Origin of the sequence: Methylophaga muralis, from assembly GCF_001720165.1 — a bacterium.
In the GTDB taxonomy this organism is placed as follows: Bacteria; Pseudomonadota; Gammaproteobacteria; order Nitrosococcales; family Methylophagaceae; genus Methylophaga; species Methylophaga muralis.
Genome location: NZ_MCRI01000005.1, coordinates 14368 through 39678 on the forward strand (window position 1 = coordinate 14368; position 25311 = coordinate 39678).

Consider the following 25311-nt stretch of genomic DNA (forward strand, 5'->3'; position numbering starts at 1 on the left):
TCTTTTAGAATCTAAACAAAAGATTTTCGCTCAGCCCGCCAAACCAAAAGTAATTTCAGGTAGAATCACCGCTTCTACTGAACTCCTGTTTTATTGGATTTTAAAATGGCTCAATACGTATACAGCATGAACCGCGTTGGCAAAATCGTGCCGCCCAAACGCGAAATATTAAAAGATATTTCCCTGTCCTTTTTCCCCGGCGCCAAAATCGGTGTATTGGGTTTAAATGGTTCAGGTAAATCCACCCTGCTTCGCATTATGGCCGGTGAAGATAAGGATTATATTGGCGAAGCCAGACCGATGCCGAATATGAAGGTCGGTTATCTGCCACAGGAACCTCAGCTGGATGACAGTAAAACCGTTCGTGAAATCATTGAAGAATCAGTTTCAGATGTCAAAGCTGCCCTGGATGAACTGGATGCAATTTATGCCGCTTACGCTGAACCCGATGCTGACTTTGACGCTTTAGCCAAAAAACAAGCTGAACTGGAAAATCTGATCACCGCAAAAGATGGTCATAATCTGGACAATGCTCTGGAACGTGCAGCCGATGCCTTACGTCTGCCACCCTGGGATGCCAAAGTAGCAGTGTTATCTGGTGGTGAACGTCGTCGTGTGGCGTTATGCCGGTTATTGCTGGATAACCCGGATATGTTATTGCTCGACGAGCCGACCAACCATCTCGATGCCGAATCCATTGCCTGGATTGAACGATTCCTGCAGGAATACCCAGGTACGGTTGTTGCCATTACCCATGATCGATATTTCCTCGATAATGCCGCTGGCTGGATTCTGGAATTGGATCGTGGACGCGGTATTCCTTATGAAGGCAACTACTCTTCCTGGCTGGAACAGAAAGATCAACGTCTGGCGCAGGAATCCAAACAGGAAGCCTCGCACAATAAAGCCATTCAGGCTGAACTGGAGTGGGTTCGCCAAGGTGCCAAAGGACGTCAGGCAAAATCCAAAGCGCGTTTGAAACAGTTTGAAGAAATGAATTCAAAAGAATTTCAAAAGCGTAATGAAACTCAGGAAATCTATATTCCACCTGGCCCACGTTTAGGTGATAAGGTCATTGAACTGCACAACGTCACTAAATCCTATGGTGACAAATTACTGTTTGAAAACCTTAGTCTGACGATTCCACCTGGTGCAATCGTCGGCATTATCGGTCCTAACGGTGCGGGTAAATCCACCTTGTTCCGCATGATTACTGGTGAAGAAAAACCCGACTCAGGTGAAATCGAAATCGGCAGCACCGTGCAACTGGCTTATGTGAACCAGTCACGTGAACTGGATGGCAAGAAAACCGTGTTTGAAGAAATTGCAGATGGTGCGGATATGATTACTGTCGGTAACTATCAAACCCCTTCTCGTGCCTACTGTGGCCGCTTCAATTTCAAAGGCTCGGATCAGCAAAAATTCGTTAAGGATTTATCCGGTGGTGAGCGTAACCGTCTGCATATGGCCAAACTGCTTAAAGAAGGCGGCAACGTTTTATTACTCGACGAACCGACCAATGATCTGGACGTTGAAACTCTGCGGGCATTGGAAGAAGCCATTTTGGCCTTCCCGGGTTCTGCGGTGGTGATTTCGCATGATCGCTGGTTTTTAGATCGGGTATGTACCCATATGATTGCCTATGAAGGCGATTCCAGCGTGGTGTTCTTTGAAGGTAATTACAGCGATTATGCCGAAGATTACCGTAAACGCTTCGGCAAGGATCATCAGCCGGAACGTATCAAATACCGCCGGATGAATTAGTTTCAATTATTAACCACATAGAAAAATTAAATAAGTCATTTTTCATGGGTAGGTCGGGTTAGCCTAGCGTAACCCGACACAACCCACGTCTAACAAAAATCTGCGAAATCTACGGATAAAAATCTCTTTGGTTAGATTTCAATCTACCAAAGGCTTATGCATCATCTCAGGTGTCCGTTCGGCGCCCAGAATGCCGACACGGATTAGAAAGTCGCCAAAATGCTCGTCTTGCTCACGTTCAGCAGCAAACTGTTCGATCATTGGTTTCAGCGTATTCAGAATGGTAGTTTCATCCACATTTTCCAGATACAGACGATTTAATCGCTGACCACTGAAATCCGCCCCCAGGTTCAGGTTATAACGCCCGACTGCTTTCCCGGTTAAGGCTATTTCACCCAAGTAAGGTCTGGCACAACCATTGGGGCAACCAGTAATACGGATATTAATCAGTTCTTCCGGCAAACCAACATCACTCATTATTTGTTCCAGCTTACTGAGAAACGTTGGTAAATAACGTTCTGATTCAGCCATCGCTAAAGCACAAGTAGGTAATGCAACACAGGCCATGGCATTTAAACGTAATGCCGGACGCGTTCGCCGATATCAAGTTGATATTGTTCGACCAGCTGTTCAATAACCGGTTTCTGCTCAGGACTGATATTGGCAATAATCAGGTTCTGATTACAGGTCATGCGAAACTCGCCGGTATGAACTTTGGCGATTTCCCGAAGTGCGGTACGTAATTGCAGTGCTTCAGTATCCGCAACACGACCACTATAAATGTATAAGGTCAGATGCCATTGCCCATCTTCACCCTGGATCCAGCCAAAGCGATCGCCATTGCGTACTAACTCAAAGGGTCTGGCAGCTGTCATTGCCTCACCATGGTATTCGGTAAACTTTTCGTTAAACCATTCAATACCATGATCATCGATGGTGTATTTAAAGCGGGCATGCGCCCTGACACTGCGATCACCAAAGTCACGTTGAATGGCGGCAATGGTTTCGCAGGCTTTAACAATCTGGTCTTTTGGCACAAAACCGGCCATGGTGGCTAAGCGTGGGAAAGTTGCCGTTTCACCGTACGTCATGCCCATGCCGCCACCGACGGCGACATTGAATCCAACTAATTCATCGTTTTCGATAATAGCAATCAACGCAATATCATTGGCCAGTACATCGCTGTCATTTTCAGGTGGAATGGCGATACCGATTTTAAATTTACGTGGTAAATAGCGATCACCATAAAATGGCTCTTCGGATTTTCCCGGTTGATAGACACATGTTTCATCCAGCCAGATCTCGGCATAGGCACCAGACTGCCAGCACAAATGATCACTGATAGCCTGGGAAATCTGATGAACTTCGGCATGCACCGAAGATTGATGCGGATTGACGTTGGTCACCACATTTCGGTTAACATCACCGCACGCGCCTTTGGTATCCAAACCTAACGCATTGACTTGCTGCATTAACGAACGCAGATCTTTTTTCAAAACCTCGTGATACTGAAATGTCTGACGGGTGGTAATACGTAGTGTGCCATTGGAGCAATCATCAGCTATTGCATCAAGTCCCAGCCATTGTTGTGGGGTCACCACACCTCCGGCAATTCGCAGCCGAACCATAAATGAATATAACGGTTCCAGCTTTTGACGTCGGCGTTCATCACGCAGATCACGATGATCCTGCATATAACTGCCATGGAATTTGGTCAGTTTGTTGTCATCTTCGGAAATCGATCCGGTAACCACATCATCCAGCCCTTCGGCAATGGTGCCGCGCAGGTAACGACTGTCGAGTTTGAGTTGTTCGGCTTCAGGTAATTTTGTATTCATTAGTACACATCACGTTGGTAACGTTTATCACGCGTCAGCTGACGCAGATATTCGGTGGCGTCTTCGCGGCTTTTATTGCCTTGCTGACTGATAATATCAATCAGCGCTTCATTCACATCCGGTGCCATATTGTCGGCATCGCCGCAGACATATATATGCGCACCGTCTTGCAGCCAGTTCCAGATCTCAATAGATTTTTCGCGAATACGATGCTGCACATAGATTTTCTCGGTCTGATCACGAGAAAAGGCCACATCAAGATGCGTTAACAATCCGGATTTACGCCAGGCCAGCCACTCGGTCTGATAGAGAAAATCGGTTAAGAAATGCTGATCGCCAAAGAACAGCCAGTTGGGCCCGCGTGCTCCGCGCTCTTCACGTTCCTGCATAAAACTTCTGAACGGTGCCACACCGGTACCAGGGCCAATCATAATAATCGGCGCATTATCATCGGCAGGCAATTTGAAGTTTTTATTGGGATCAATATACACCGGAATAGTCGCATCTTCGGCTAAGCGATCGGCTAACCAGGTTGAGGCTACCCCGCCCCGCTCACGGTTATGGGCGTTATAACGAACCGTTGCCACGGTGATATGCACTTCTTCATCAACCGCAGCCTGACTGGAGGCAATCGAATATAATCTTGGCGGCAGTTTACGCAGCAATTTGATAAAGCCATTGGCGTCTATGTCAGCTAATGGGTAGCTTTGCACCAAATCCAGAACATCACGACCACGGATCCATTCTGTGACGGCGGCTTTGCTTTCCATCAGCTTATTAAGTTCATCGGACTGGGCCAGTTCAGCCCACTTTTCCACTAACGGTCGAGTCAGCACGGTAATTTCACGATGATGCATCAATGCATTGGTTAACGTTTCTTGTTGTTCATCAAGTTCTACAGAACTATCGGCATCAAATCCCAGCGCATCAATCAGCATTGAAACCAGAGCGGGATCGTTTTGCGGGTAAACGCCTAAAGCATCACCTGGCTCATATTGTAATCCTGAACCTTCCAGCGAGATTTCAATATGCCGTACTTCCTTGCTGGAACCGCGACCACTTAACAGCTGATTTTCCAGTAATGGTGCAGAGAAAGGATGTTTCCGATCATATTGAACTGAGGTTTCAAGCTGACTCATCGCAGCAGAAGCAGATGGTGGTGCGGCACTGGCTTGCATGGAGCTGGTCAGTGCCCCAACAAATTCAGCAATCCATTTTTCCGCCAAATCATCGTAATCCACATCACAATCAACTCGAGGAATAACAGCGGTTGCACCTAGTTTCTGCAAACGCTCATCAAAATCCTTGCCGGTTTGGCAAAAAAATTCATAACTGGAATCGCCAAGCGATAGTACACTGTAGTGCAAACCTTTCAAGCCCGGTGCTTTGCGGCTATTCAGAAACTCGTATAAATCCATGGCATTGTCAGGTGGCTCTCCTTCACCATGGGTGGAAGTTAATACGGCCAGATATTGCTCGTTTTTCAGTTCTCGTGGTTTGTATTCGGCCATATCCCATAACTTGACTTCAATACCACTGGCTTTTGCTTTCTCAGCAAGTTGTCCGGCAACCGCTTCGGTGTTACCGGTTTGTGAACCATATAGCACGGTAAGTTTAATAGCTTGCTCAGCCAGAGATGGTCCAGCTTCCATAACAGCAGTGCCAACCTGGGCCGCACGATAGCCAGATAAATAGCCAGACAGCCAGTCTACCTGCCAGCCTTCCAGACCTTGCAGTAAATTATTCAACTGTTGTAATTGTTCATCCGTTAGCGGGGCGTTTGGCAGCCTGATATTCATGGTAATGCGTTATCTCTTAAGGTGGGCACAGCACAAAATAACAAAAACAATATATAAATAGAAACTATATGTTTTGATTTTCATATAACAATTTAAGATATAAAAACTGCGTTAAAACTTAGTTTAAAAGTTTTTATGTAAATTTTAATGTGAATGGTTGGTGATGTCTGACAAAGTTGTGTATACCAATATTGGTACAAAGTAATTTAAATCAACCTTATTAAGGACTTTTATGATCGTATAAATCACTGTCTGCATACATATATAAAGATTGTAAATCGACATTTAACATTGATTGGCTGCATGCTGTGCCAACAGTATATTGAATATTCAAGTGTGGACTGACCGATGAATTATGCTGTTTAACCGCTTCAGCCAAGGTCTCCAATGGGGCGCCTTTCAGCTCACATATACACAAAACAACAAATTCATCATCAACCAGTCTGGCAACTAATTCGGTATCGGTAAAGGTTTCCAGCAATAACCGGGAAAAATGGATCAGTGCTTCATCTCCTGCTGATATTCCATGCGCCTCAATAATTCGTTTGTAATTATTTAAATCAAAATAAAACATCGTGATCGGAATTTGATGTGGAGCAAAAATTGTTATTAGTTTTTGTGCCCGACGTTCAAACGCCTCTCGATTAAGAAGCCCGGTTAATTTATCTTCATCCAGAAACGGGTTGTAATCGATTTCCTCTTCAACCATTTCCGTAAGTTGCTTCAATAACAGTTTGTCTTTAATAGAAAATTCTCTGGGCTCAGAGTGCTTTAAACATAGTGCCCCTAGTTTTGCACCGGATTTAGCGCGTATGGGACAGCCAGCATAGAAACGTACATATGGTGCGGACGTCACCATAATATTATTGACATACTGCTCATCCAGCAGCGTGTCTGGAACAATAAAAATCTCTTCTTGAGAAATGGTTTGATTACAAAAAGCAATAGAACGTTCGGTTTGGCGTTGACTAAATCCCTGCGAAGATTTAATCCATTGTCGATTTTCATCAATCAACGAAATTAAACTGATATCTACATTGAATAACCTTGTACAGAGTTTGGTCAAACGGTCATATCGCTGTTCGGGTTCGCTATCTAATAAGCCCAGTCCATGTAAATGCTTAATTCTATGCGAATCAATATGTTCTGAGCTTTGTTTCGACCATTCGATAAAGGCATCCGCTAGCATGGGACGTCCAATAAAATATCCCTGCGCCTGATCACAGCCCATATTCCTTAGCAGTTCCAATGCCTCATTATCTTCAATACCTTCAGCTGCTACCTGCATATTCAAGCTATGGGCCAACTCGATAATGGCTTTGATTACTAGTCGTGATTCGCGAGAATCGCCCGAGGTCATCACAAAAGTTTTATCCACTTTGACTTCTGAAAAAGGCATGCGTACCAATGCCAGCATTGAAGAGAACCCGGTGCCAAAATCATCAATGGATAATCGAAAACCACGTAATCGCAGTCGAGTTAATATATCCAGGGACATAACCGGATCATCCATGGCAGCGGTTTCGGTTAACTCGAGAATAAGCTGATCTGGCTTGACATTATTACTCTTACAAAGAAGCTCTATCTGTTTGAATAGATATAGATTTTTTAGCGATGCCGCAGAAATATTCACTGAAAGTAATAAGCCACGGCTTTGTATGCCTTGAACAGTATCAGCATCTTGCAGTTGATTGAGAAATGGTAACGCCTGCTCAAAAACTTGCAAGGTTAAACGATCAATTAAATTATGTTGTTCGGCTAAAGGGATAAATTTTTCCGGTGAAATAAAACCTTTTTCCGGATGATGCCATCTGGCCAAGGCTTCAAAGCCAGTTAAAGCGCCACTGATACAAGATACTTTCGGTTGGTAAACCAGATAAATATCACGTGCATCAATCGCTTGTTCCAATTCAGTAACCGTGAGCGTGTTAATCTGATTCTCGGCTCGTAATTGTCTGCCAAAGGTGTTGTCAGCAGTATTGTTCGATTCTGCATTAATCAAATCGCGAAATGCTTTCGGATTGAAGGGCTTTGGCAAAATCCCCAACACATTCAAACCATGAGCACCGGCTGAGCGTGCAGCGGCATGCAGCAATTGCTGCCCAGCACCACTGGTAATAATTAACTGCGCCTCGACCTGCATTTTGCCTAATTCGCCTAGAACTTCTACACCATCCATGTCCGGCATGATCAAATCCACAATCAGATATTGTGGTTGCCATTCATTAAGAATGTTGAGAAAACTCTGAAAATCCGAGGTTACTTTGGCTGACAGACCAATAAATTCTGCAACATTTGCTATCGCTCTTGCAGTGAGGTTATTGTCATCCAGAATCAGTACTTTAAGTTCGGTCATCGGGACAGAATACTCTTTATTATCCATGTCAAATAGCACTCTGAATTAATTAGTAGTTTATGCATCTTCAATCCAATGCCTGGCGAATTTTGGTTGATAATTCATCACGGCTATATGGTTTACTTAGTAACATAACACCAGGATCTAATCGACCATGATGAACAATAGAGTTTTCGGTATAACCGGAGGTAAATAACACTTTTAACTGCGGTCGGATACGCTGCGCTTTATCCGAGAGATCTCGGCCACTTATACCACCGGGCATTACTACATCAGTAAACAACAGATCGATATGAGCATCACTCTGGATGATTTCCATAGCTTCTTGGCCATTTGACGCGCTTATGACCTGATAGCCGATAAATTCCAATTGAGAAATAACGTAGCTTCGAACCAGATCATCATCTTCAACCACTAAAATATGTTCTTTGCCTGTTTTGGGCTGAATGGGTAAAGCAGGAGGATTATCTGCTGTTGAAATTTCTACCGGAGATCTCGGTAAGTAAAGTCTTATGGTGGTTCCCTGCCCCCGCTCGGAATAAATATTGATATGTCCTAAACTTTGTCGAGCAAAGCCATAAACCATTGCCAAGCCAAGACCGGTACCTTTATCTTTACTTTTAGTTGTATAAAAAGGCTCAAATACTTTATCCAGATTTTCAGGAGCGATACCAATACCGGTGTCGGAAACGCCTATAACGATATAATCTCCTGCAGTCACATCATGTTGTGCAGCATAATCTTCCGAGAGTAAAACATTGAGTGTTTCAATTAAAAGTCGACCACCAGAAGGCATGGCATCTTTGGCGTTCAAAGCAAGATTTAGTAAAGCATTTTCCAGCTGTCCTGGATCGACTTGGGCTAGCCATATATCTGGCTCTAACGCCATTTCCAGCTGAATAGCTTCACCCAGAGATCGGCTTAATAACGATTGGAAATTTTTTAGTAATTGATTAGCATCAATATTTTTGGGATCCAATGGCTGACGTCTGGCAAATGCCAATAAACTGCCGATCAGATCAGCACCGCGATTGGCGGCTTCCTGAACCATTTGTGATAAACCGCGTAAATTTGAATCAGCTGGAAGTGACTCGGTGATGATTTCAGCATTACCGACAATCACTGTCAGTAAATTATTAAAGTCATGAGCTACGCCACCGGTTAATTGACCAACAGCTTCCAGCCGCTGTGATTGGCGTAATTTTTCTTCTATTTCAAGTCGCTCACTGATATCTGTAATACCACCGACCATACGGATTGGTTCATTGGCACTGTTGTAAATGACGTAACCACGGTCAATGACATCAGCATAACTACCATCGTGTCGCCGGAACTTGTAATTATCTGACCAGCTCTGTTGGTTCTCTTCTACAGCCCGTTTGAGATTATTAACAACTCTATTTCGCTCATCAGGGTGAACTCGATTTTCCCAACCGTTGAAAGAAGGCTTTGACTCTTCTGCATAAATCCCGAATAACGTTTCAAAATTATCGCTCCACCAAAGTTCGTCGGTGATGAGGTTCCAATCCCAGATTGCATCGTTGGTGGCTTTTGACAATATCTGGAAACGCTGTTCACTCTCACGAATATTGGCATCAGCCAGTTTTTGCAAGGTTATATCCGTCATATAACCTTCTATGGTTTGTAGCTCTCCGTTTAGGTCACGCACACCGTTACCTTGCTCCCAAAACCAGCGCACACCACCGTCTTTTCGAATAATGCGATATTCAACCTGAAACGGTTGGTTTTTCTCTACAGCATTCAGGGTTTGAAGATACATTTCTTGCCGATCATCGGGATGAATAATGCTGGCAAAATCAATCCGCTGATTTCCAATAACATCCTCAGCGTCATATCCGGTCAAACGATAAAAAGCTTCGCTTACGTAAATCATTGTCCACTGTTCATCGAAGCGACAGCGATAAGCCACTCCTGGCAAATTTTTAAGTAACTGTGTTAATGATCTTTCAGCTTCATCTCTTTTTGATTCGGCTAGTTTATTTTCAGTGGTATTTTCAGTGATAGCGATAAGATGCAACGGTTGATCATGATCATCACGTTGTAATGTGACGCTTAATCGTGCCCAAACTGTTTCTCCTGATTTGCTGATGTAGCGTTTTTCGATAATACAACTATCATGAAGACCGAGCAGAATCTCGCTAATTTCCTGCTGATTCTGTTTTTTGTCATCAGGATGCGTCAGCTGCTGAAAAGTAAGTTGGGTCAGCTCTTCAGCTGAGTAACCAAGCATTTCACAATATGCTTGATTGCACTCAAGGAATCGACCATCAATCGTCGTAATTGCTACGCCGGTCGCAGCATCCTGAAATGCTTCACGAAAACGACTTTCACTTCGTCGAATTCGTTCTTCATCACGCTGTTTACAAATGGCAATAGCAATAATTTTCGTGATTCGCTCGATAGTATCCAGCTGTTCTGGTTCTGGAGTTCTTATCGTGTTGTGATAAACCGCAAACGTCGCGATAACCTTTTGTTTTTCATCAAATATAGGGTGTGACCAACAAGCTCGTAAATTACAAGCCAATGCCAAACCATAATAGTTCGCCCATAACGGATCATGCTCGATATCTGAAACAATGACCGGTTTTTTGAGATAGGCGGCAGTTCCACAGGAACCTGTTTGTGGACCTATCAGCTCTCCATGAATGGCATCGTTGTAACTGTTCGGTAAGTGTGGTGCAGAGCCATGAAGGAGACGCTTTCCCTCTTCGTCTAATAGTAAAATCGAGGCAATGGTATTGGGTATGATTTCCTCTATACCAAGTACTATCTGTTCCATTATCTGCTGTAATGCCAGAGAGGAAGCAACAGCTTCAACCATACTGGATTCCAGCCTTTGGATCAGTTCAAGTCGTTTACGTTCGGTAATATCGATGATCATGCCTAATCGGCGTATTTCCTGACCGCTTGCATTAAAAATCGACTTTCCACATTCGAATAACCAGCGAATTGCCCCATCATTATTACGGGTAATTCGATATTCAGCCTCGATAATGCCGCTATTATTTGGTTTTGACCGCGTTAAATCCAGGTTCGTTTTGTCATCTGGCAGAATGAATTGCTGATAGCTTTCAATGGTTCCATCAAATTCTGCTAGCCGCATTCCAAACAGCTCAGCAGTTTGCTCAGACCAGGTCACCTTATTTTTCAATAAATCAAATTCCCAACTGCCCATATGGCCGATTCGCTGGGTTTCATCCATCAGGCGCAATTTATAATCGCTATGACTGATATGTTGTTTTATGTCTGTTAAATCTAAAACGGTGCCTAACAGTTCATTATTTTCTGAACCCCAGGTAGCACGCTGCCGGATAAACCTTATCTCGCCATCAGCAGTTATTACCCGATGACAAATATCCAGCTTATTCTGCTGGGCAATGGCTTGAGTAAAGGCATTTTCAACCTGTTGTTTATCGTCCGGATGAACCAATTGCAACATTGAGGTTATTGACGGTATAAACTGCGCGGCTGACTGGGCAAAAATCTCATACGTTTGAGATTCCCACCAAAGATTTGTGGTGGCTGGGTTGTAAATCCAGTGCCCAATGAGCGTTGACGATGAATCCAGATCAGAGGATAGCCACCTTTGGGCCACACCAGGTTGAATTTGACTGGACAAAATAATAAGTAATTTATTGCTTTTATCTAGCACTAAAGTCGCTGGATATCGTTGAGCTTGATTCACTCCAATCAGGGTTAATGGAGATTGAATCGATAATTCGGGAGTTAAATTGATGTTGTCTAGAGGCTCATCAAAAAAATCACTAAAAGATAAGCCGAGAATATCACATTCACTTTGAGCTTTTATAAGACGCAACGCTTCGGAATTGGCAGTTAACAATACTTCATCCTGAAAGATAAATACTGCCTGTGGCTGATGATTTATCAGCACGCTTAAGAGGTAATCCTGGGCCCCAGCATTGTTGCTCAATTTTTATCTCACTTTGTATGAAACAAGCCAACTCCAGATAACCATATACTAGAGTTGGCCTGGCCCGCCAGAGAATTTTTTATCTAAATCAAACTTTAAATTGACTAATTTGGGTTTCTAATCCATTTGCTAATCTGGCCAGCTCCTGGCTGGTCAAAGTAGTTTGGTTTGTGCTTTCAGCATTTTCTTCAGCAACCTGAGCGATGCTGACAATATTACGGTTGATTTCTTCTGCAACAGCTGACTGCTCTTCGGCAGCACTGGCGATATGTGTGTTCATATCACGAATTGAGGTAACAGATTCCGCAATAATATCCAGTGATTGGCCAGCTTTTTCTGCTTTTTCGACACTTTGATGTGCTTGGACAAGCTCTTCATCCATAACACGAACTGCTTTTTCAGCTTCATTTTGTAAGCGATCAATAATTTTTTTGATTTCCTCGGTTGAATCATGGCTGCGTTTGGCAAGCGTTCTCACTTCATCGGCCACTACAGCAAAACCTCTACCTGATTCACCTGCCCGAGCGGCTTCAATTGCGGCATTCAAGGCCAGCAAATTGGTTTGCTCGGCAATACCTTGAATCACACTCAATACGCTGCCAATATTTTCACTTTCTTTTTGCAGATCTTTAATGGATATCGCCCCAACTTCAACTTGTTTGGCGAGTAGATTGATGCCATTAATAGCATCCATGACTACTTGTTTACCGGCTTTGGTTTCGTCATCTGCAGTACGAGACGCTTCAGCTGCCTGCGAAGCATAGCGAGCCACTTCCTGAACAGTTGCAGTCATTTCATTCATTGCGGTTGCAACCTGCTCGCTGTCACTTTGTTGACTCATTACACCGCGGCTGGTTTGGCCGGTAATAACCGTTAATTCTTCAGCGGCAACATTCAATTGTCTTGATGAATCAAATACTTGCTGAATCAGCTGACTAAATGCGCTCATCATCTGATTAAATACGTCAGCCATCTGCACGATCTCATCTTTGCCTTCGATATTGACACGTTGAGTCAAATCTTTATTTTGCTGTGCCCGTTTCATAACTTCAGCCAGCATATTGATTGGGTTGACGACACTGCGACTGATGATCTGGGATAACAAAATCAGTAACACTAACACTACTATTATCGTGATAATAGCTTTGATAAAAACGGATTTTTCATGGTTAGCTACTTCATTGGAAATTTGATTCGATGTTTCTTGAAACAAATCTCGAATTGCAAAAACCGTAGTACGCATTTCGCCAATTTGGCCAGCATCATCGTTAAAGCCAAGCTGCTCGTAGGCTTTAGCAAGAATGTCGAAATTATTAATGTAATTCTGCATTAACGTTGAGATTTGGCGTTTTTCGTAATCACTTAAATAGCTTTGTTGTAAGTTCTGATTAAAAACCTGCAAATTATTATTGAAAGCATCCAGGTAGCTTTTATCTTTTCGCAATAAAAAGTTTTTTTCATCGCGGCGCAATATCAGCATATCTTTGAGTAATCCGTCTTCTTGAAGCTGCATCAATAACTGTTCAACTTCTTCATCAGAATGGTGTAATTTACCATAAAGCCCATCGGTATAAGTTAAACCAATGTCCTGCTGAAAAGAAACTAACTCATTGAAAGTTGAATGATATTCCTGAAGCAAACTTCTTAATCTAGGGATTTGTTCAAGTTGAATATTTTGGGATTGAAGTTGTGACTCCAGGTCAGCCAGTTGCTGTTTGACGACACTATATGTTTCGTTAAAACTCCCTTGATACTTAAGATCAAGTCGATTGAAAAAATCTTTCTGATGTACTCGTAATCTTACAAACTCTGCTTGAGTGTCATTTGTCAATGCGTTCGATTGTCCCATCTGCACCAGTGAATGCATACCAAGACTTAGCATTGCAGCTAGAACAATAATCCCAATAACCATTATGCTGCTTAAAACCAACATTTTTGTCTTAACAGACATTGACTTCAACATACCAAACTCCCAGTGATTACGAGAAAAATTCCTATCATTTTCTATAGCGTCTTCACTATTAGAAACTTTAGGCAATCCCCAGGAGAATTTCCTGTACTGGAGTTAATACAAAATGGCGCCAGAGTCGATTAATAAACGATGAATGGATTGAGCAAACTGTTGATAGCCAAGCGCATTAGGATGCACCTGATCAGCTTTTAGGGAGTTATCGATAAGCAGCTCACTGAGAATAGTGGGCTGAATGGGAAGATTATTAGTCTGTGCTACTTCTAGATATAACGGTGCAGGTGCCAGATTAATTCCAAATGCTGGTACGGCGATCAACAATACTTGTGCACCGCTTTTAGTAATCTCATCCACCATAGCCTGCAGATTATTTTGTAGTTGTTGGCGGCTTTGCTTACGCAGTAAATCATTGCCACCGTGACACAGAATAACCAAATCCGGTTTAGTTTCCTGTAGCAATTGTGATAAACGCACCTTACCAGCGCCACTGAGTTCACCTGGAATTCCGGCATTAATCACTTGCCTGCCAGTTAACTCTGCCAAGACGGATGGATAACTTTGCTCCGGTTGAGCACCAGTGCCAAATGTCAGGCTGTCACCAAAGGCAAGAATTACCGCATCCTGACTAAGTGGTTTTAAACCTACTGAAGATTGATCATCACATCCTGCCAAAGCAAAGACACTGACGCATACCATCAAGAGGTATTTAGCTATTGAAATATTACCCCTTTTCATTAGGCAGCAAGCCTCGCAGAGGGAAACAGACGATAAAAATTTTCCGTAGTTGCTGCTGCAATCTGCTCTTCTGACTCGCCTCGTAGTTCCGCCAAAAACGCTGCCACATGTTTCACATACGCGGGTTTATTGGTTTTTCCACGATGTGGCATTGGTGCCAGATAAGGCGCATCAGTTTCAATCAGAATCCGATCCAGTGGCAGCTGTTTGGCGACATCTTGTAACTCACGGGCGCTTTTAAACGTCACAATTCCGGATAAAGAAATATAAAATCCAATATCTAAAGCACGTTTAGCGGTTTCCCAGTTTTCTGTAAAACAATGAATGATGCCGCCGGCGTCTCTGGCGTTTTCTTGCTCCAGCATGCTCATAGTATCTTCACGTGCTTCACGGGTATGAATTATCAAAGGCTTTTGGGTCTGTTTAGCCGCATCAATATGATAACGAAAGCGATCCCGTTGCCAGGTCAAATCACCTTCACTGCGAAAGTAATCAAGGCCGGTTTCACCAATTGCAATTACTTTTGGATGCGCTGCCAGTTCGATTAGTTGTTCAGTACTTAATGTGCCTGATTCTTCAACATTTGGATGAATTCCAACGCTGGCTGTAAGTTGCGGATATTGCTCAGCAAGCTGGCGCACTGACTCAATGCTTTCTTTATCGATGGCAATACACAGGATATGTTCAATGTGATTTTCGCTGGCTTCGGCAACCATTGCAGCAACGCCCCCTGGTTGGTCAGCCAGCAAGTTGAGATGGCAATGTGAATCGATATACATAAATAACCCGGTTAGTGATGGCGTTTGCCATCATTGTGTCTTACATCGTGTAGGTGGCTTTGTCCGATTTCAATTTATCGACCAGATGATTTTCAATCTTGCCGCGAACAACATTCGCCCCGCCATCACCTTCACTAAAATGTACGCCAATACCGGCTGCTTGATTACCTTGAGCACCTCTAGGAGTAATCCAGGCAATGGTTCCAGCTACCGGAATTTTTTCTGCTTCATCCAGCAAGGTGAGCAAAATAAATACTTCTTCGCCCATTTCGTAGGTTTTATTGGTAGGGATAAACAAACCGCCATTTTTGAGAAATGGCATAAAGGAGTGATAAAGCATGTTCTGATCACTGATTTTCAGTGAAAGGATGCCTTTACGTGGATTCATGCCCATATAAATACTCTTTAGTTACTTTTAGATAATGGCACTAATGATTTACTGAATTTGTATTGGAAATACGCATTACAGAAACCATAAAGTCTTCTATTAACAGTGTCTTGTTATAGTTATTTGAAGACGATACTAGCTTTATTGTATTCACTATGCAATCAACGATCTGCCAGTATTGCTGAGCTTTAGTGACTTCAGCATACCCCGAATAATGTAGTTTTAAACGGGTTTTAATGGTTGATAACAATTGATGCATGACTTTCAGTAGATCGTACTGTTGCCACTGGTTGGCCATTTGTACTGGATTAGCACGCTGTTGCAGCAGTTGATCAAAGTCCTGTTGAAGCTGCTGATAGCTTTGCCATTCATTAGTTTCAAGTGCATGAACAATAGCAAAAGGCGCATCCAATGTTAATGACGCAAGTTGTTGCAATTGGTCAGTATCCGTCGAAATTCCTTGTGAATCTAGCCATGGCAAAGTAATTGAATAATCTGGAGTTGGTAAATGCATCTGCTGGCAGCGACTGCGAATGGTCACTGGCAAACGATGTACGGCTTCAGTGGTTAAAATCAAAATTGTATTATTTTGCGGCTCTTCAAGCAGTTTCAGTAAACTGTTGGCGGCGCTATTAGTCATTGAATCAGCCGCTTCAATGATGACTGTTTTCCATTTAGCAATGCTTGGCGTAAGCGATTGTTTCTCTTTCAGCGCACGGATTTGTTCTATTTTAATGGACTTACCAGCCTCTTCTGCGCATATGGTCAGATGATCCGGGTGATTACCCGCCTGCATTAGCTGACAACTATGGCAATGGCCACAGGCCATAAATTGTTCATCTGGGGATTGGCATAACAGGCTTTCCGCCATTTTGGCAGCAAATAACGTCTTTCCCAACCCCGCCACACCAGTTAATAAAACGGCATGAGGTATGCGCTGCTGTTCAACTCTTGAGACTACGTGCTGCCAGAGTGTCTGTTGCCAGGGGAAAAGCTCGGTCATAAAGCTGCATTATCCACTAACTGAACAAGGTGTTGGCTGAGCTGTTGTTGAATAGCTTCAATACTCTGGCTGGCATCAATTAATTTGATACGCTGCGGTTCAGCCTTGGCTCGGGCCAAATAACAAATTCTCACGCGTTCAAAAAACGCCTGTTTTTCCTGCTCAAAACGATCTTTTTGCTGCTGGCGCTGCTCTACCCTTGTTTGCCCAACAGCAACCGGTAAATCAAACAAAAATGTCACATCGGTATGACAGCCTTGCAAGGTCCAGCTGGCAAGCTCACTAATTCGTTGTTCATCAATGCCACGGCCGCCGCCCTGATAAGCAAAAGTGGCATCAACAAAACGATCAGACAACACCCAGTCCCCGCGTTTTAATGCCGGTTCAATAACCTGTTTAATGTGTTCTGATCGAGCGGCAAACATCAATAGCAATTCAGTATCCTCGCCCATGGCCTGATCGGTGGGCTTAAGCAGTACTTGTCGAATTTCTTCACCCAAAAGAGTGCCACCTGGTTCGCGGGTTACCACTACCTGTTTTCCATGTGAGCGCAAATAATCAGCAATAAATTGCAGCTGCGTTGATTTACCGGCACCTTCGATGCCTTCTATGCTGATAAATTTTCCACTCATCTGGTTAACCGCATATTGTTCCAATATTGTCTTACTGCCCGGTTATGATCTTCAAGATTATCCGAGAATACATGACCACCATTTTCAGCGCCGGCGACAAAATACAGACTGGTGCCTTCCGCTGGATTCATTGCAGCTTCAATAGATTCTTTGCTTGGTAAGCAGATTGGTGTTGGCGGCAGGCCAAACCGGGTGTAGGTATTATATGGCGTATCGGTTTGCAGATCCTTTTTACGGATATTGCCATCATAACTATCCCCCATTCCATAGATAACCGTTGGATCGGTCTGTAGACGCATGCCTATATCTAAACGTCTGACAAAAACACCGGCAATTTCAGGGCGTTCCTCAGGTATGGCACTTTCCTTCTCAATAATCGAGGCCATGATCAACACTTCATAAGCTGAATCATAAGGTAAGTTTTCTGTCATTTGTTGCCAGGCACTGTCCAACTGGCTTTGCATTTTCTGGTAAGCACGACGTAAAAATTGCACATCGGTGGTATTAGCCGGGAAATGATAGGTTTCAGGTAAAAATAAACCTTCAACCAGTTCATTTTCGATAGCTAACGCCTCACGAACTGTTTCATTATTCAATTCGGCTAATGTTTGTTTAATTTTGGGATGAGCTTGAATTTTTTCAAATAATTGTTTGGCCGTCATGCCTTCAACAATGGTTATTGAGTATTGAACTACTCTGCCACTGATAAAAAGATTTAACAAAGCCGGTAAGGTCGCATCAGCTTGAACCCTATATTCACCAGCTTTTATCTGTTGGGCATTACCTTGCAGGCGAGCATAGATATCCAGATAGATGCTGGGTACCGGGCTTATTCCACTATCGTATAAACGTTGACTGACTTTACTAATGTTATCACCGGGATAAATAGTAAAAATGGTCTCTTCTTCTATCAGGTTCACGGGCTGGTGCAGGAATCGCTGATATTCACTCCACGCAACTAAAGCAATAATTGCCGTGAGCACCAGTAAAAAAAGCAGTTTAATCGTTAAGGATATTTTCATTCGTCTGTATTTATTGAATTTAAAGCATTCTGCAATATTTGAGTCAGCGGACCATGACTAAAATCCACATTAAGATCAGTGATTCGAATCACTGGCCATATACCTATTAAACTATTGCAGACAAAGACTTCTTCAGCAGATTTCAGCTCATCAAGCGTCAGTGTTGTGATGTTCAGAGGAATACCCAGTTCATCAGCAACTTTAATAAGTTGTTTACGCATGATACCAGCGATTCCCGCGCTTGAAAGCTCAGCAGTTAGCAGTTCATTATTTTTCACCAGAAACAGATTAGACATTGTGCCTTCGATAACCCGCTCCTGATAATCCAGCATTACCCCTTCGGCAATCGTGTCGTCCTGCCATTCATTGCGGGCAAGGATCTGTTCCAAGCGATTAAGATGTTTGATTCCAGCCAAGGATGGATTGATGGCCAAACGTTGCTGACAGATCCGCACGGTAATACCGGAAACATTAGCCACAGGATAAACCGGCATGGCATGACTGCTGATAATGCGGGTTGTGGGCATTTCTGACTGATAACGATATCCCCTTCCGCCAGGGCCGCGGGTAATCATCACTTTGATGACAGCATCGCTATTTAACTGCTGGCATACGCTATCAATTTCGGAAATTAGAGACTGTTGTTGAGATGCTGAAAAGGCGATGTTGAGGCGATTGCAGCCTTCTTTTAAACGAGAAAGATGATCGGATAAAAATTCCAGTCGGCCATGACGATAGGCGATGGTTTCAAATAAACCATCGCCATATTGCAAGCCACGATCCGCGACATCGATTCTGTTTTCGGGTTGGCCGTTAATCAGAATCATGTCGCGTCAACTAACTGTGTTTTTTGAAAATAACAGTACCGTTGGTGCCACCGAAACCAAATGAATTTGACATGGCAAACTCAATTGGCATTTCCCGGGCTATGTGTGGAACATAGTCCAGATCACAACCTTCATCCGGGTTATCCAGATTAATGGTCGGCGGAGCAACCTGATCACGAATTGCCAGGACACTGAAAACCGCTTCTACGCCACCGGCTGCACCTAACAAGTGACCGATCATCGATTTAGTGGAACTGACGGCAACTTTCTGGGCTGAATGTCCTAAAGCGGTTTTAATTGCCTGAGTTTCAGCCACATCACCGGCTGGCGTGGAAGTACCATGCGCATTGATGTAATCAATGTCTTCGGCGTTGATACCTGCATCATTCATTGCATTAACCATGCAACGTGCAGCACCTTCGCCGCCCTGAGAAGGCATGGTCATATGATAAGCATCACTGCTCATGCCTGAACCAACCAATTCAGCATAGATAGTGGCACCGCGTTTTTTTAGCGTGTTCGTATTCTTCCAATACGATGACGCCAGCACCATCACCCAGTACAAAACCATCACGGTCTTTATCCCACGGACGACTTGCTGCCAGAGGATCATCATTACGAGTGGACAATGCGCGTGCTGCAGCAAAGCCACCTAAACCCGTTTTGGATGTAGCCATCTCTGCACCACCGGCGATCATCACATCAGCATCACCATATTGAATCATGCGACCTGCAGCCGAAATACAGTGTGTTCCGGTAGAACAGGCAGTAACAATCGCAGTATTAGGCCTTTCATGCCGTACATAATCGATAAATTACCGGAGATCATATTAATGATGTTACTTGGTACAAAGAATGGTGAAATCTTGCGGGGGCCACCACTTAGAAAACTGTCATAGCCCGCTTCGATACCTGGCAATCCACCTATTCCCGAGCCAATCGCCACGCCAATACGCTCAGCATTGGCATCGGTAACTTCAAGCCCGGCATCTTTAATGGCTTCCACTGCGGCCGCAATGCCGTAGTGAATAAAAGTATCCATTTTCTTGGCGTCTTTACGAGAAATAACTGTCTCGACATCAAAGTTTTTGACGCTGGCACCAAAACGAACCGGAAAATCAGTTACATCAAATGTTGTGATTGGCGCAACACCGCTTTTACCAGCCAGAATATTTTCCCAACTCTCTGCTACCGATAAACCGACCGGTGTTACCGCGCCCAGCCCGGTAACGACAACGCGTCTTTTAGACATCAGTTTTCCTCATGCAAATCTTCTCTATAGATACGACGTAGCCGCCTAGTATGTCCTGCATACTAGACGGCTACATCTTAAGCAATCTGTAATATTAAGACTGAACAGAATTAATATAAGCGACAGCTTCTTTTACAGTGGTGATCTTTTCAGCTTCTTCGTCAGGAATTTCACATTCAAATGCTTCTTCCAGTGCCATAACCAGCTCAACAGTGTCCAGCGAGTCAGCACCCAGATCATCAATAAATGAAGCATCGGCAGTTACTTCATCGGCATTTACACCTAATTGTTCAACAACAATTTCTTTTACTCGAGCTTCGATATCACTCATAACATCTGTTTCCTTTGGTGGTTAAGTACAAACAACGTGCTGGCATTTTATAGTGCGAGCACTGCGGAGACAAGCTGGAAGCCTTGTCCATAAAATATCTCCACAATAAAAAACCTAAGTCTCAGCAGATTCAGGCCATTAATTCATATACATACCGCCGTTTACATGCAGCGTTTCGCCCGTTATATATCCTGCTAAAGGACTGGCTAAAAAGCTGACAGCAGCGGCAATTTCTTCTGCCTCACCGAGGCGTTTGACAGGAACCTGTTCCAATAACGCTGTTTTATGCGCTTCTGGCAGACCACTTGTCATATCGGTATCAATAAAACCTGGTGCAACACTGTTCACAGTAATACCACGAGCCCCTACTTCGCGAGCCAGTGATTTACTAAAGCCGATTACACCAGCTTTAGCGGCAGCATAATTGGTTTGACCGGCATTACCCATAACACCCACAACAGAAGTGATATTGATAATACGGCCCCAACGAGCCTTGGTCATTGCGCGTACGCAGCGTTTGCTTAATTTAAAGATCGGAGTGAGGTTGGTATTGATAATATCGTCCCACTCTTCGTCTTTCATCCGCATCAACAGATTGTCGCGGGTAATACCTGCATTGTTGACCAGAATATCTGGCGCAGCGAACTCAGATTCAATCGCTGTTACCACATCATCAATGGCATTTTCCTGAGTAACATTCAACACCATGCCTTTGCCCTGAATGCCTGCTGATTGCAGATATTCACTGATAGCCGCAGCACCATTTTCTGAGGTGGCGGTACCAATAACCGTTGCACCCTGCTCGCCCAGACTTAACGCAATGGCACGGCCGATACCGCGGGTAGCGCCAGTTACCAAAGCAACTTTACCTTGTAGGCTCATCATTATTCTCCTAACACTTCTTGAGTTTTCTGCAACGTCACCGAATCATAAACCGGTAAAGCCTGCAAAGATTTATCGATACGCTTGCTTAATCCCGCCAGAACTTTACCTGGTCCACATTCAACCAGAGTATCTACGCCCTGCGCTGCAAGCCATTCAACTGTTTCAACCCAACGTACCGGGTTATACAACTGTTGAGCCAATAATTGACGAATTTCATCAGGATCGGTGGTTGCCGTTACACTGGTATTGTGAATAACTGGGATTTGTGGGGCCTGAATAGATACTGATTCTAGTTCTTTAGATAATTCTTCAGCAGCCGGGCGCATTAAAGCGCAATGAGAAGGAACACTGACCGGTAATAACAAAGCACGTTTAGCACCTGTTTCGGTGGCAATTTCAACGGCTTTATCAACCGCAGCTTTGCTACCAGCAATCACCACTTGACCCGGTGAATTAAAATTGACCGCTTCGACGATACCCTCAACACTGGCCTGCTGACAAACCGCTTTTACCACGTCATCCTCTAAGCCAAGGATTGCCGCCATAGCGCCTTCACCCGCAGGAACTGCTTGCTGCATTAATTGACCACGTTTTTCAACCAGTTTGATAGCCGTTTTGAAGTCCAATGCCTCAGCAGCAACCAATGCTGTGTATTCACCTAAACTATGACCCGCAAAATAAGCTGGTTTATAGTTACTGACTGCCTGCCAGCATCTCCATACAGCGATACCTGCAGCCAGCATGGCCGGTTGAGTTTTATCTGTTTGGTTAAGTTCAGTTTCAGGTCCGTTTTGCACCAAAGCCCATAAATCATAGCCTAGTGCGTCACTGGCTTCGGCAAATGTCTCTTGAACTTGTGGAAAGGATTCTGATAGCTCGGCAAGCATCGATACAGACTGTGAACCTTGGCCGGGAAAAACAAAAGCTGAATGCATTGGTAAAAATACCTCAGATTAAAATTTGATAAGTGCCGAGCCCCAGGTAAACCCACCACCGAACGCTTCTAACAATAATGTTTCACCACGCTTGATGCGACCATCACGCACGGCAACATCAAGTGCCAGTGGGATAGATGCCGCAGAGGTATTACCATGGTCTTGAACAGTTACCACAACACTGTCCATGGACATGCTCAATTTTTTGGCTGTAGCCGCAATAATACGGATATTAGCTTGATGCGGAATAAGCCAATCAATGTCGTGCTTGTCTAATTGATTCGCTTCGAGTGTTTCGTCAACTATTTTACTTAGTGTTTTGACGGCAACTTTGAAAACGTCATTTCCCTGCATTTCGATATAAGCTGGATCTTCGGTTATCGCACTGCCCGGCCCTGTCGGTACATGTAACAAATTATTAAAGCTGCCATCACAATGAATATGCGTAGATAAAATTCCCGGCTCAGCAGATGCTTGAAGGACGACAGCACCCGCACCATCACCAAATAAAACACAGGTATTACGATCAGTCCAATCGACTATACGTGACAGGGTTTCCGCACCAATAACCAAGACATTTTTAGCACTGCCAGATTTAATAAACTTGTCTGCTACGGTTAACGCATACACAAAACCAGTACACACTGCTTGAATGTCAAAAGCTGGACAACCATGAATACCTAACTTTTCTTGAACTAACGCCGCGGTACTTGGAAAAATGCGGGTCGGGGTGGTGGTCGCAACAATAATCATATCAATGTCACGAGGCTTTAACTCAGCAGCAGATATAGCATTTTTAGCTGCGTAATAAGCTAAATCAGTTGTGGTTTCGTCACTGGCGACGATATGCCTTTTTTTGATACCAGTACGATCGGTAATCCATTCGTCACTGGTTTCAACCATTGACTCTAAGTCAACATTGGTGAGAAATTTTTCCGGTAAGTAGCTGCCCGTTCCAGCAATTCTGGAATAAATCACAAGACTTGTTCCTCTAAAAGAGTCTCAAGATGTTTGGTGATGTTTTTCGGCACATCTTTTCTGGCTTCAAGAATAGCGATATTAATTGCATTGGCAAAGGCAAACGCATCTGCACCACCATGACTCTTAATAACAATGCCTTGTAAACCAATCAGATTCGCACCGTTAAAGGCTCGAGGATCAAGTTCTTTGCTAAAGCTTTTTAATACGGGATAGGCAATTAAGCCGGCAATCTTGGTTAACCAGTTGCGATTAAATGCTTGCCGTAAATAATGTCGGATCATGTGCGCGACCCCTTCACTAGCTTTTAACGCAACATTACCCACAAAACCATCACAGACCAGAACATCTACTTCACCATGGTAAAGACCATCGCCTTCAACATAACCGTAATAATTCAAATCTGTCTTAGCCAATAAACGAGCTGCTTCTTTTACCCGTTCATTACCTTTGATTTCTTCCGCGCCCACATTCAGTAGACCAACTGTCGGATTTGGTTTGCCATCAATTAACTCAGCTAAAACTGAGCCCATTAAGGCAAATTGCACCAGATGCTCAGCCGTAGAGTCCACATTTGCCCCGAGATCGAGAACATATGTGTGACCACGCATGGTAGGTAATGCCGTAATAATGGCAGGTCGTTCAATACCTGGCAGTGTCTTCAACACAAAACGCGCAGTTGCCATTAATGCACCGGTATTACCGGCACTGATACAGGCAGCAGCTTGGCCGTCTTTGACAAGATTTATAGCCACCCGCATTGAAGAATCTTTTTTGCCACGTAATGCTGAGGATGGCGCTTCGTCCATACCGACGGTTTGGGAAGCATGGTGAATTTTCATACGGTGCTTGTCAGCAAACTGATGTTTAGTTATCTCTGCTGAAATAGTGGCTTCATCACCTACTAAAATCAGCTCAACATCCGTATGTCTTTCCAGCGTTGATATGGCAGCGGGGATCACGACTTGTGGTCCGTGATCCCCGCCCATAGCGTCGATCGAAATTGTTAAAGTCAATTTCTGTTAAGCCTTATTCACTCTTGTCAGCAATAACTTTGCGGCCACGGTAGTAACCGTCAGCTGTCACATGGTGACGACGGTGTAATTCACCAGAAGTTGAATCAACAGATAAAGTTGATTCTGTTAATGCATCATGTGAACGACGCATACCGCGACGTGAAGGACTCTTTTTACTCTTTTGAACAGCCATGGCTTAAACTCCTAAACCCAATAACAATAAATAAATTACTTTTTCGATTTCAATGCAGATAACGCTGCAAACGGTGAGACTGGTTTCTCAGGCTCAATTTCCTCTTCTCCTGCTTGCCACAACTGTTCAGGCAAACATGAATAATCATGTTTTGGCACGATCGGTAAAGCGAGAATCAACTCATCTTCCACCATCAATGCCGGATCAACTTGTTTTGCATCATTCAAGATCCAGGGCTCATATTGCTCAGCAAGACCTTCAACCTTTCCTTCATGTCGAACCAGTGCCAATTTGGTTGTGATATTCATTGAATGAGCCATTGACTCCATACAACGTTCGCAAAGCAAATTAACGGTTACAGCAAATTGCCCAAGCATAAAAGGCGTGCCAGTGGTATCGATATCAAACTGCATATCGACCAAAACTGTCCCTGAATCGTCGTAAAGCATTTCACTCAAACGCGACATTTTACTGACCGGAATTTCTCCCGTTATCTGTAAACCGCTATGAGCAAAACGAAACGGATCAATCTCTCTTGGCAATTGCTGATGCATAATCGACGGGATTATATAAGAATTGGTATCAAACAGCAAAAAGCTGTTTATTCCCGCTGAATTTAGCGGGAACAATGGTATAGAAATTGTTGTGTGTAATAAG

The 25311-nt window shown here is 43.7% G+C and carries 21 protein-coding genes and 1 pseudogene; 1 reads left to right on the forward strand and 21 read right to left on the reverse strand.

From position 1 onward, the window contains the following. Window positions 1–105: 105 nt before the first annotated feature. The gene (gene ettA, locus A9E74_RS03860; RefSeq protein ID WP_069295341.1) at window positions 106–1764 is read left to right on the forward strand and encodes an energy-dependent translational throttle protein EttA; all 1659 of its coding nucleotides are present in this window, start codon (window positions 106–108) and stop codon (window positions 1762–1764) included. A gap of 138 nt (window positions 1765–1902) precedes the next feature. Here the strand turns inward: ettA and A9E74_RS14640 are convergent, their stop codons facing one another. From A9E74_RS14640 to A9E74_RS03960, 21 genes and pseudogenes are all read right to left on the reverse strand, one after another. Further along, complete coding sequence (locus A9E74_RS14640) at window positions 1903–2295, reverse strand: assimilatory sulfite reductase (NADPH) hemoprotein subunit (RefSeq protein WP_245652037.1); 393 nt, start codon at window positions 2293–2295, stop codon at window positions 1903–1905. A 41-nt stretch (window positions 2296–2336) separates the two neighbouring features. Further along, complete coding sequence (locus A9E74_RS03865; protein ID WP_245652038.1) at window positions 2337–3602, reverse strand: NADPH-dependent assimilatory sulfite reductase hemoprotein subunit; 1266 nt, start codon at window positions 3600–3602, stop codon at window positions 2337–2339. Then, complete coding sequence (locus tag A9E74_RS03870) at window positions 3602–5401, reverse strand: assimilatory sulfite reductase (NADPH) flavoprotein subunit (RefSeq protein ID WP_069295342.1); 1800 nt, start codon at window positions 5399–5401, stop codon at window positions 3602–3604. Before A9E74_RS03870 ends, A9E74_RS03865 begins: the two co-directional genes overlap by 1 nt. 220 nt (window positions 5402–5621) lie before the next feature. Continuing rightward, on the reverse strand, window positions 5622–7757 hold the full coding sequence (locus A9E74_RS03875) for an EAL domain-containing protein (RefSeq protein ID WP_069295343.1): 2136 nt from the start codon (window positions 7755–7757) through the stop codon (window positions 5622–5624). Window positions 7758–7824: 67 nt separating this feature from the next. Next, on the reverse strand, window positions 7825–11670 hold the full coding sequence (locus A9E74_RS03880; protein ID WP_245652039.1) for a PAS domain-containing protein: 3846 nt from the start codon (window positions 11668–11670) through the stop codon (window positions 7825–7827). A gap of 127 nt (window positions 11671–11797) precedes the next feature. Beyond that, window positions 11798–13621 carry a methyl-accepting chemotaxis protein gene (locus tag A9E74_RS03885; RefSeq protein ID WP_245652040.1) on the reverse strand — a complete coding sequence of 608 codons (1824 nt, stop codon included), beginning with the start codon at window positions 13619–13621 and terminating at the stop codon, window positions 11798–11800. 153 nt (window positions 13622–13774) lie between these two features. Then, window positions 13775–14413 (reverse strand): GDSL-type esterase/lipase family protein, encoded by a 639-nt coding sequence (locus A9E74_RS03890; protein WP_069295345.1) that lies wholly within the window; start codon window positions 14411–14413, stop codon window positions 13775–13777. Further along, window positions 14413–15192 (reverse strand): TatD family hydrolase, encoded by a 780-nt coding sequence (locus A9E74_RS03895; protein ID WP_069295346.1) that lies wholly within the window; start codon window positions 15190–15192, stop codon window positions 14413–14415. The genes A9E74_RS03890 and A9E74_RS03895 overlap by 1 nt, the downstream gene beginning before the upstream one ends. Before the next feature lie 40 nt (window positions 15193–15232). Then, window positions 15233–15586, reverse strand: a complete 354-nt coding sequence (locus A9E74_RS03900) for a PilZ domain-containing protein (RefSeq protein ID WP_136554279.1) — start codon at window positions 15584–15586, stop codon at window positions 15233–15235. A 34-nt stretch (window positions 15587–15620) separates the two neighbouring features. Continuing rightward, window positions 15621–16583, reverse strand: a complete 963-nt coding sequence (gene holB / locus A9E74_RS03905) for a DNA polymerase III subunit delta' (RefSeq protein ID WP_069295347.1) — start codon at window positions 16581–16583, stop codon at window positions 15621–15623. Further along, on the reverse strand, window positions 16580–17215 hold the full coding sequence (gene tmk, locus A9E74_RS03910) for a dTMP kinase (RefSeq protein ID WP_069295348.1): 636 nt from the start codon (window positions 17213–17215) through the stop codon (window positions 16580–16582). The genes holB and tmk overlap by 4 nt, the downstream gene beginning before the upstream one ends. Continuing rightward, complete coding sequence (mltG, locus tag A9E74_RS03915) at window positions 17212–18237, reverse strand: endolytic transglycosylase MltG (RefSeq protein WP_069295349.1); 1026 nt, start codon at window positions 18235–18237, stop codon at window positions 17212–17214. The genes tmk and mltG overlap by 4 nt, the downstream gene beginning before the upstream one ends. Beyond that, window positions 18234–19064 carry an aminodeoxychorismate lyase gene (gene pabC, locus A9E74_RS03920; protein WP_069295350.1) on the reverse strand — a complete coding sequence of 277 codons (831 nt, stop codon included), beginning with the start codon at window positions 19062–19064 and terminating at the stop codon, window positions 18234–18236. Before pabC ends, mltG begins: the two co-directional genes overlap by 4 nt. Before the next feature lie 10 nt (window positions 19065–19074). Further along, window positions 19075–20316, reverse strand: a pseudogene (gene fabF, locus A9E74_RS03925) (beta-ketoacyl-ACP synthase II). A gap of 94 nt (window positions 20317–20410) precedes the next feature. Beyond that, entirely contained in the window at window positions 20411–20647 is a 237-nt protein-coding gene (gene acpP, locus A9E74_RS03930; RefSeq protein ID WP_014707198.1) for an acyl carrier protein, read from the reverse strand. Window positions 20648–20785: 138 nt separating this feature from the next. After that, window positions 20786–21529, reverse strand: a complete 744-nt coding sequence (gene fabG / locus A9E74_RS03935; RefSeq protein ID WP_069295351.1) for a 3-oxoacyl-ACP reductase FabG — start codon at window positions 21527–21529, stop codon at window positions 20786–20788. Between the two features lie 2 nt (window positions 21530–21531). Next, entirely contained in the window at window positions 21532–22467 is a 936-nt protein-coding gene (gene fabD / locus A9E74_RS03940) for an ACP S-malonyltransferase (protein WP_069295352.1), read from the reverse strand. Window positions 22468–22485: 18 nt separating this feature from the next. After that, window positions 22486–23445 carry a beta-ketoacyl-ACP synthase III gene (locus A9E74_RS03945; protein ID WP_069295353.1) on the reverse strand — a complete coding sequence of 320 codons (960 nt, stop codon included), beginning with the start codon at window positions 23443–23445 and terminating at the stop codon, window positions 22486–22488. Next, window positions 23442–24461 carry a phosphate acyltransferase PlsX gene (gene plsX, locus A9E74_RS03950; protein WP_084002897.1) on the reverse strand — a complete coding sequence of 340 codons (1020 nt, stop codon included), beginning with the start codon at window positions 24459–24461 and terminating at the stop codon, window positions 23442–23444. Before plsX ends, A9E74_RS03945 begins: the two co-directional genes overlap by 4 nt. 13 nt (window positions 24462–24474) lie before the next feature. Beyond that, window positions 24475–24654 (reverse strand): 50S ribosomal protein L32, encoded by a 180-nt coding sequence (gene rpmF, locus A9E74_RS03955; protein WP_069295354.1) that lies wholly within the window; start codon window positions 24652–24654, stop codon window positions 24475–24477. Between the two features lie 35 nt (window positions 24655–24689). Further along, complete coding sequence (locus A9E74_RS03960; protein WP_084002899.1) at window positions 24690–25247, reverse strand: YceD family protein; 558 nt, start codon at window positions 25245–25247, stop codon at window positions 24690–24692. Window positions 25248–25311 lie beyond the last annotated feature (64 nt).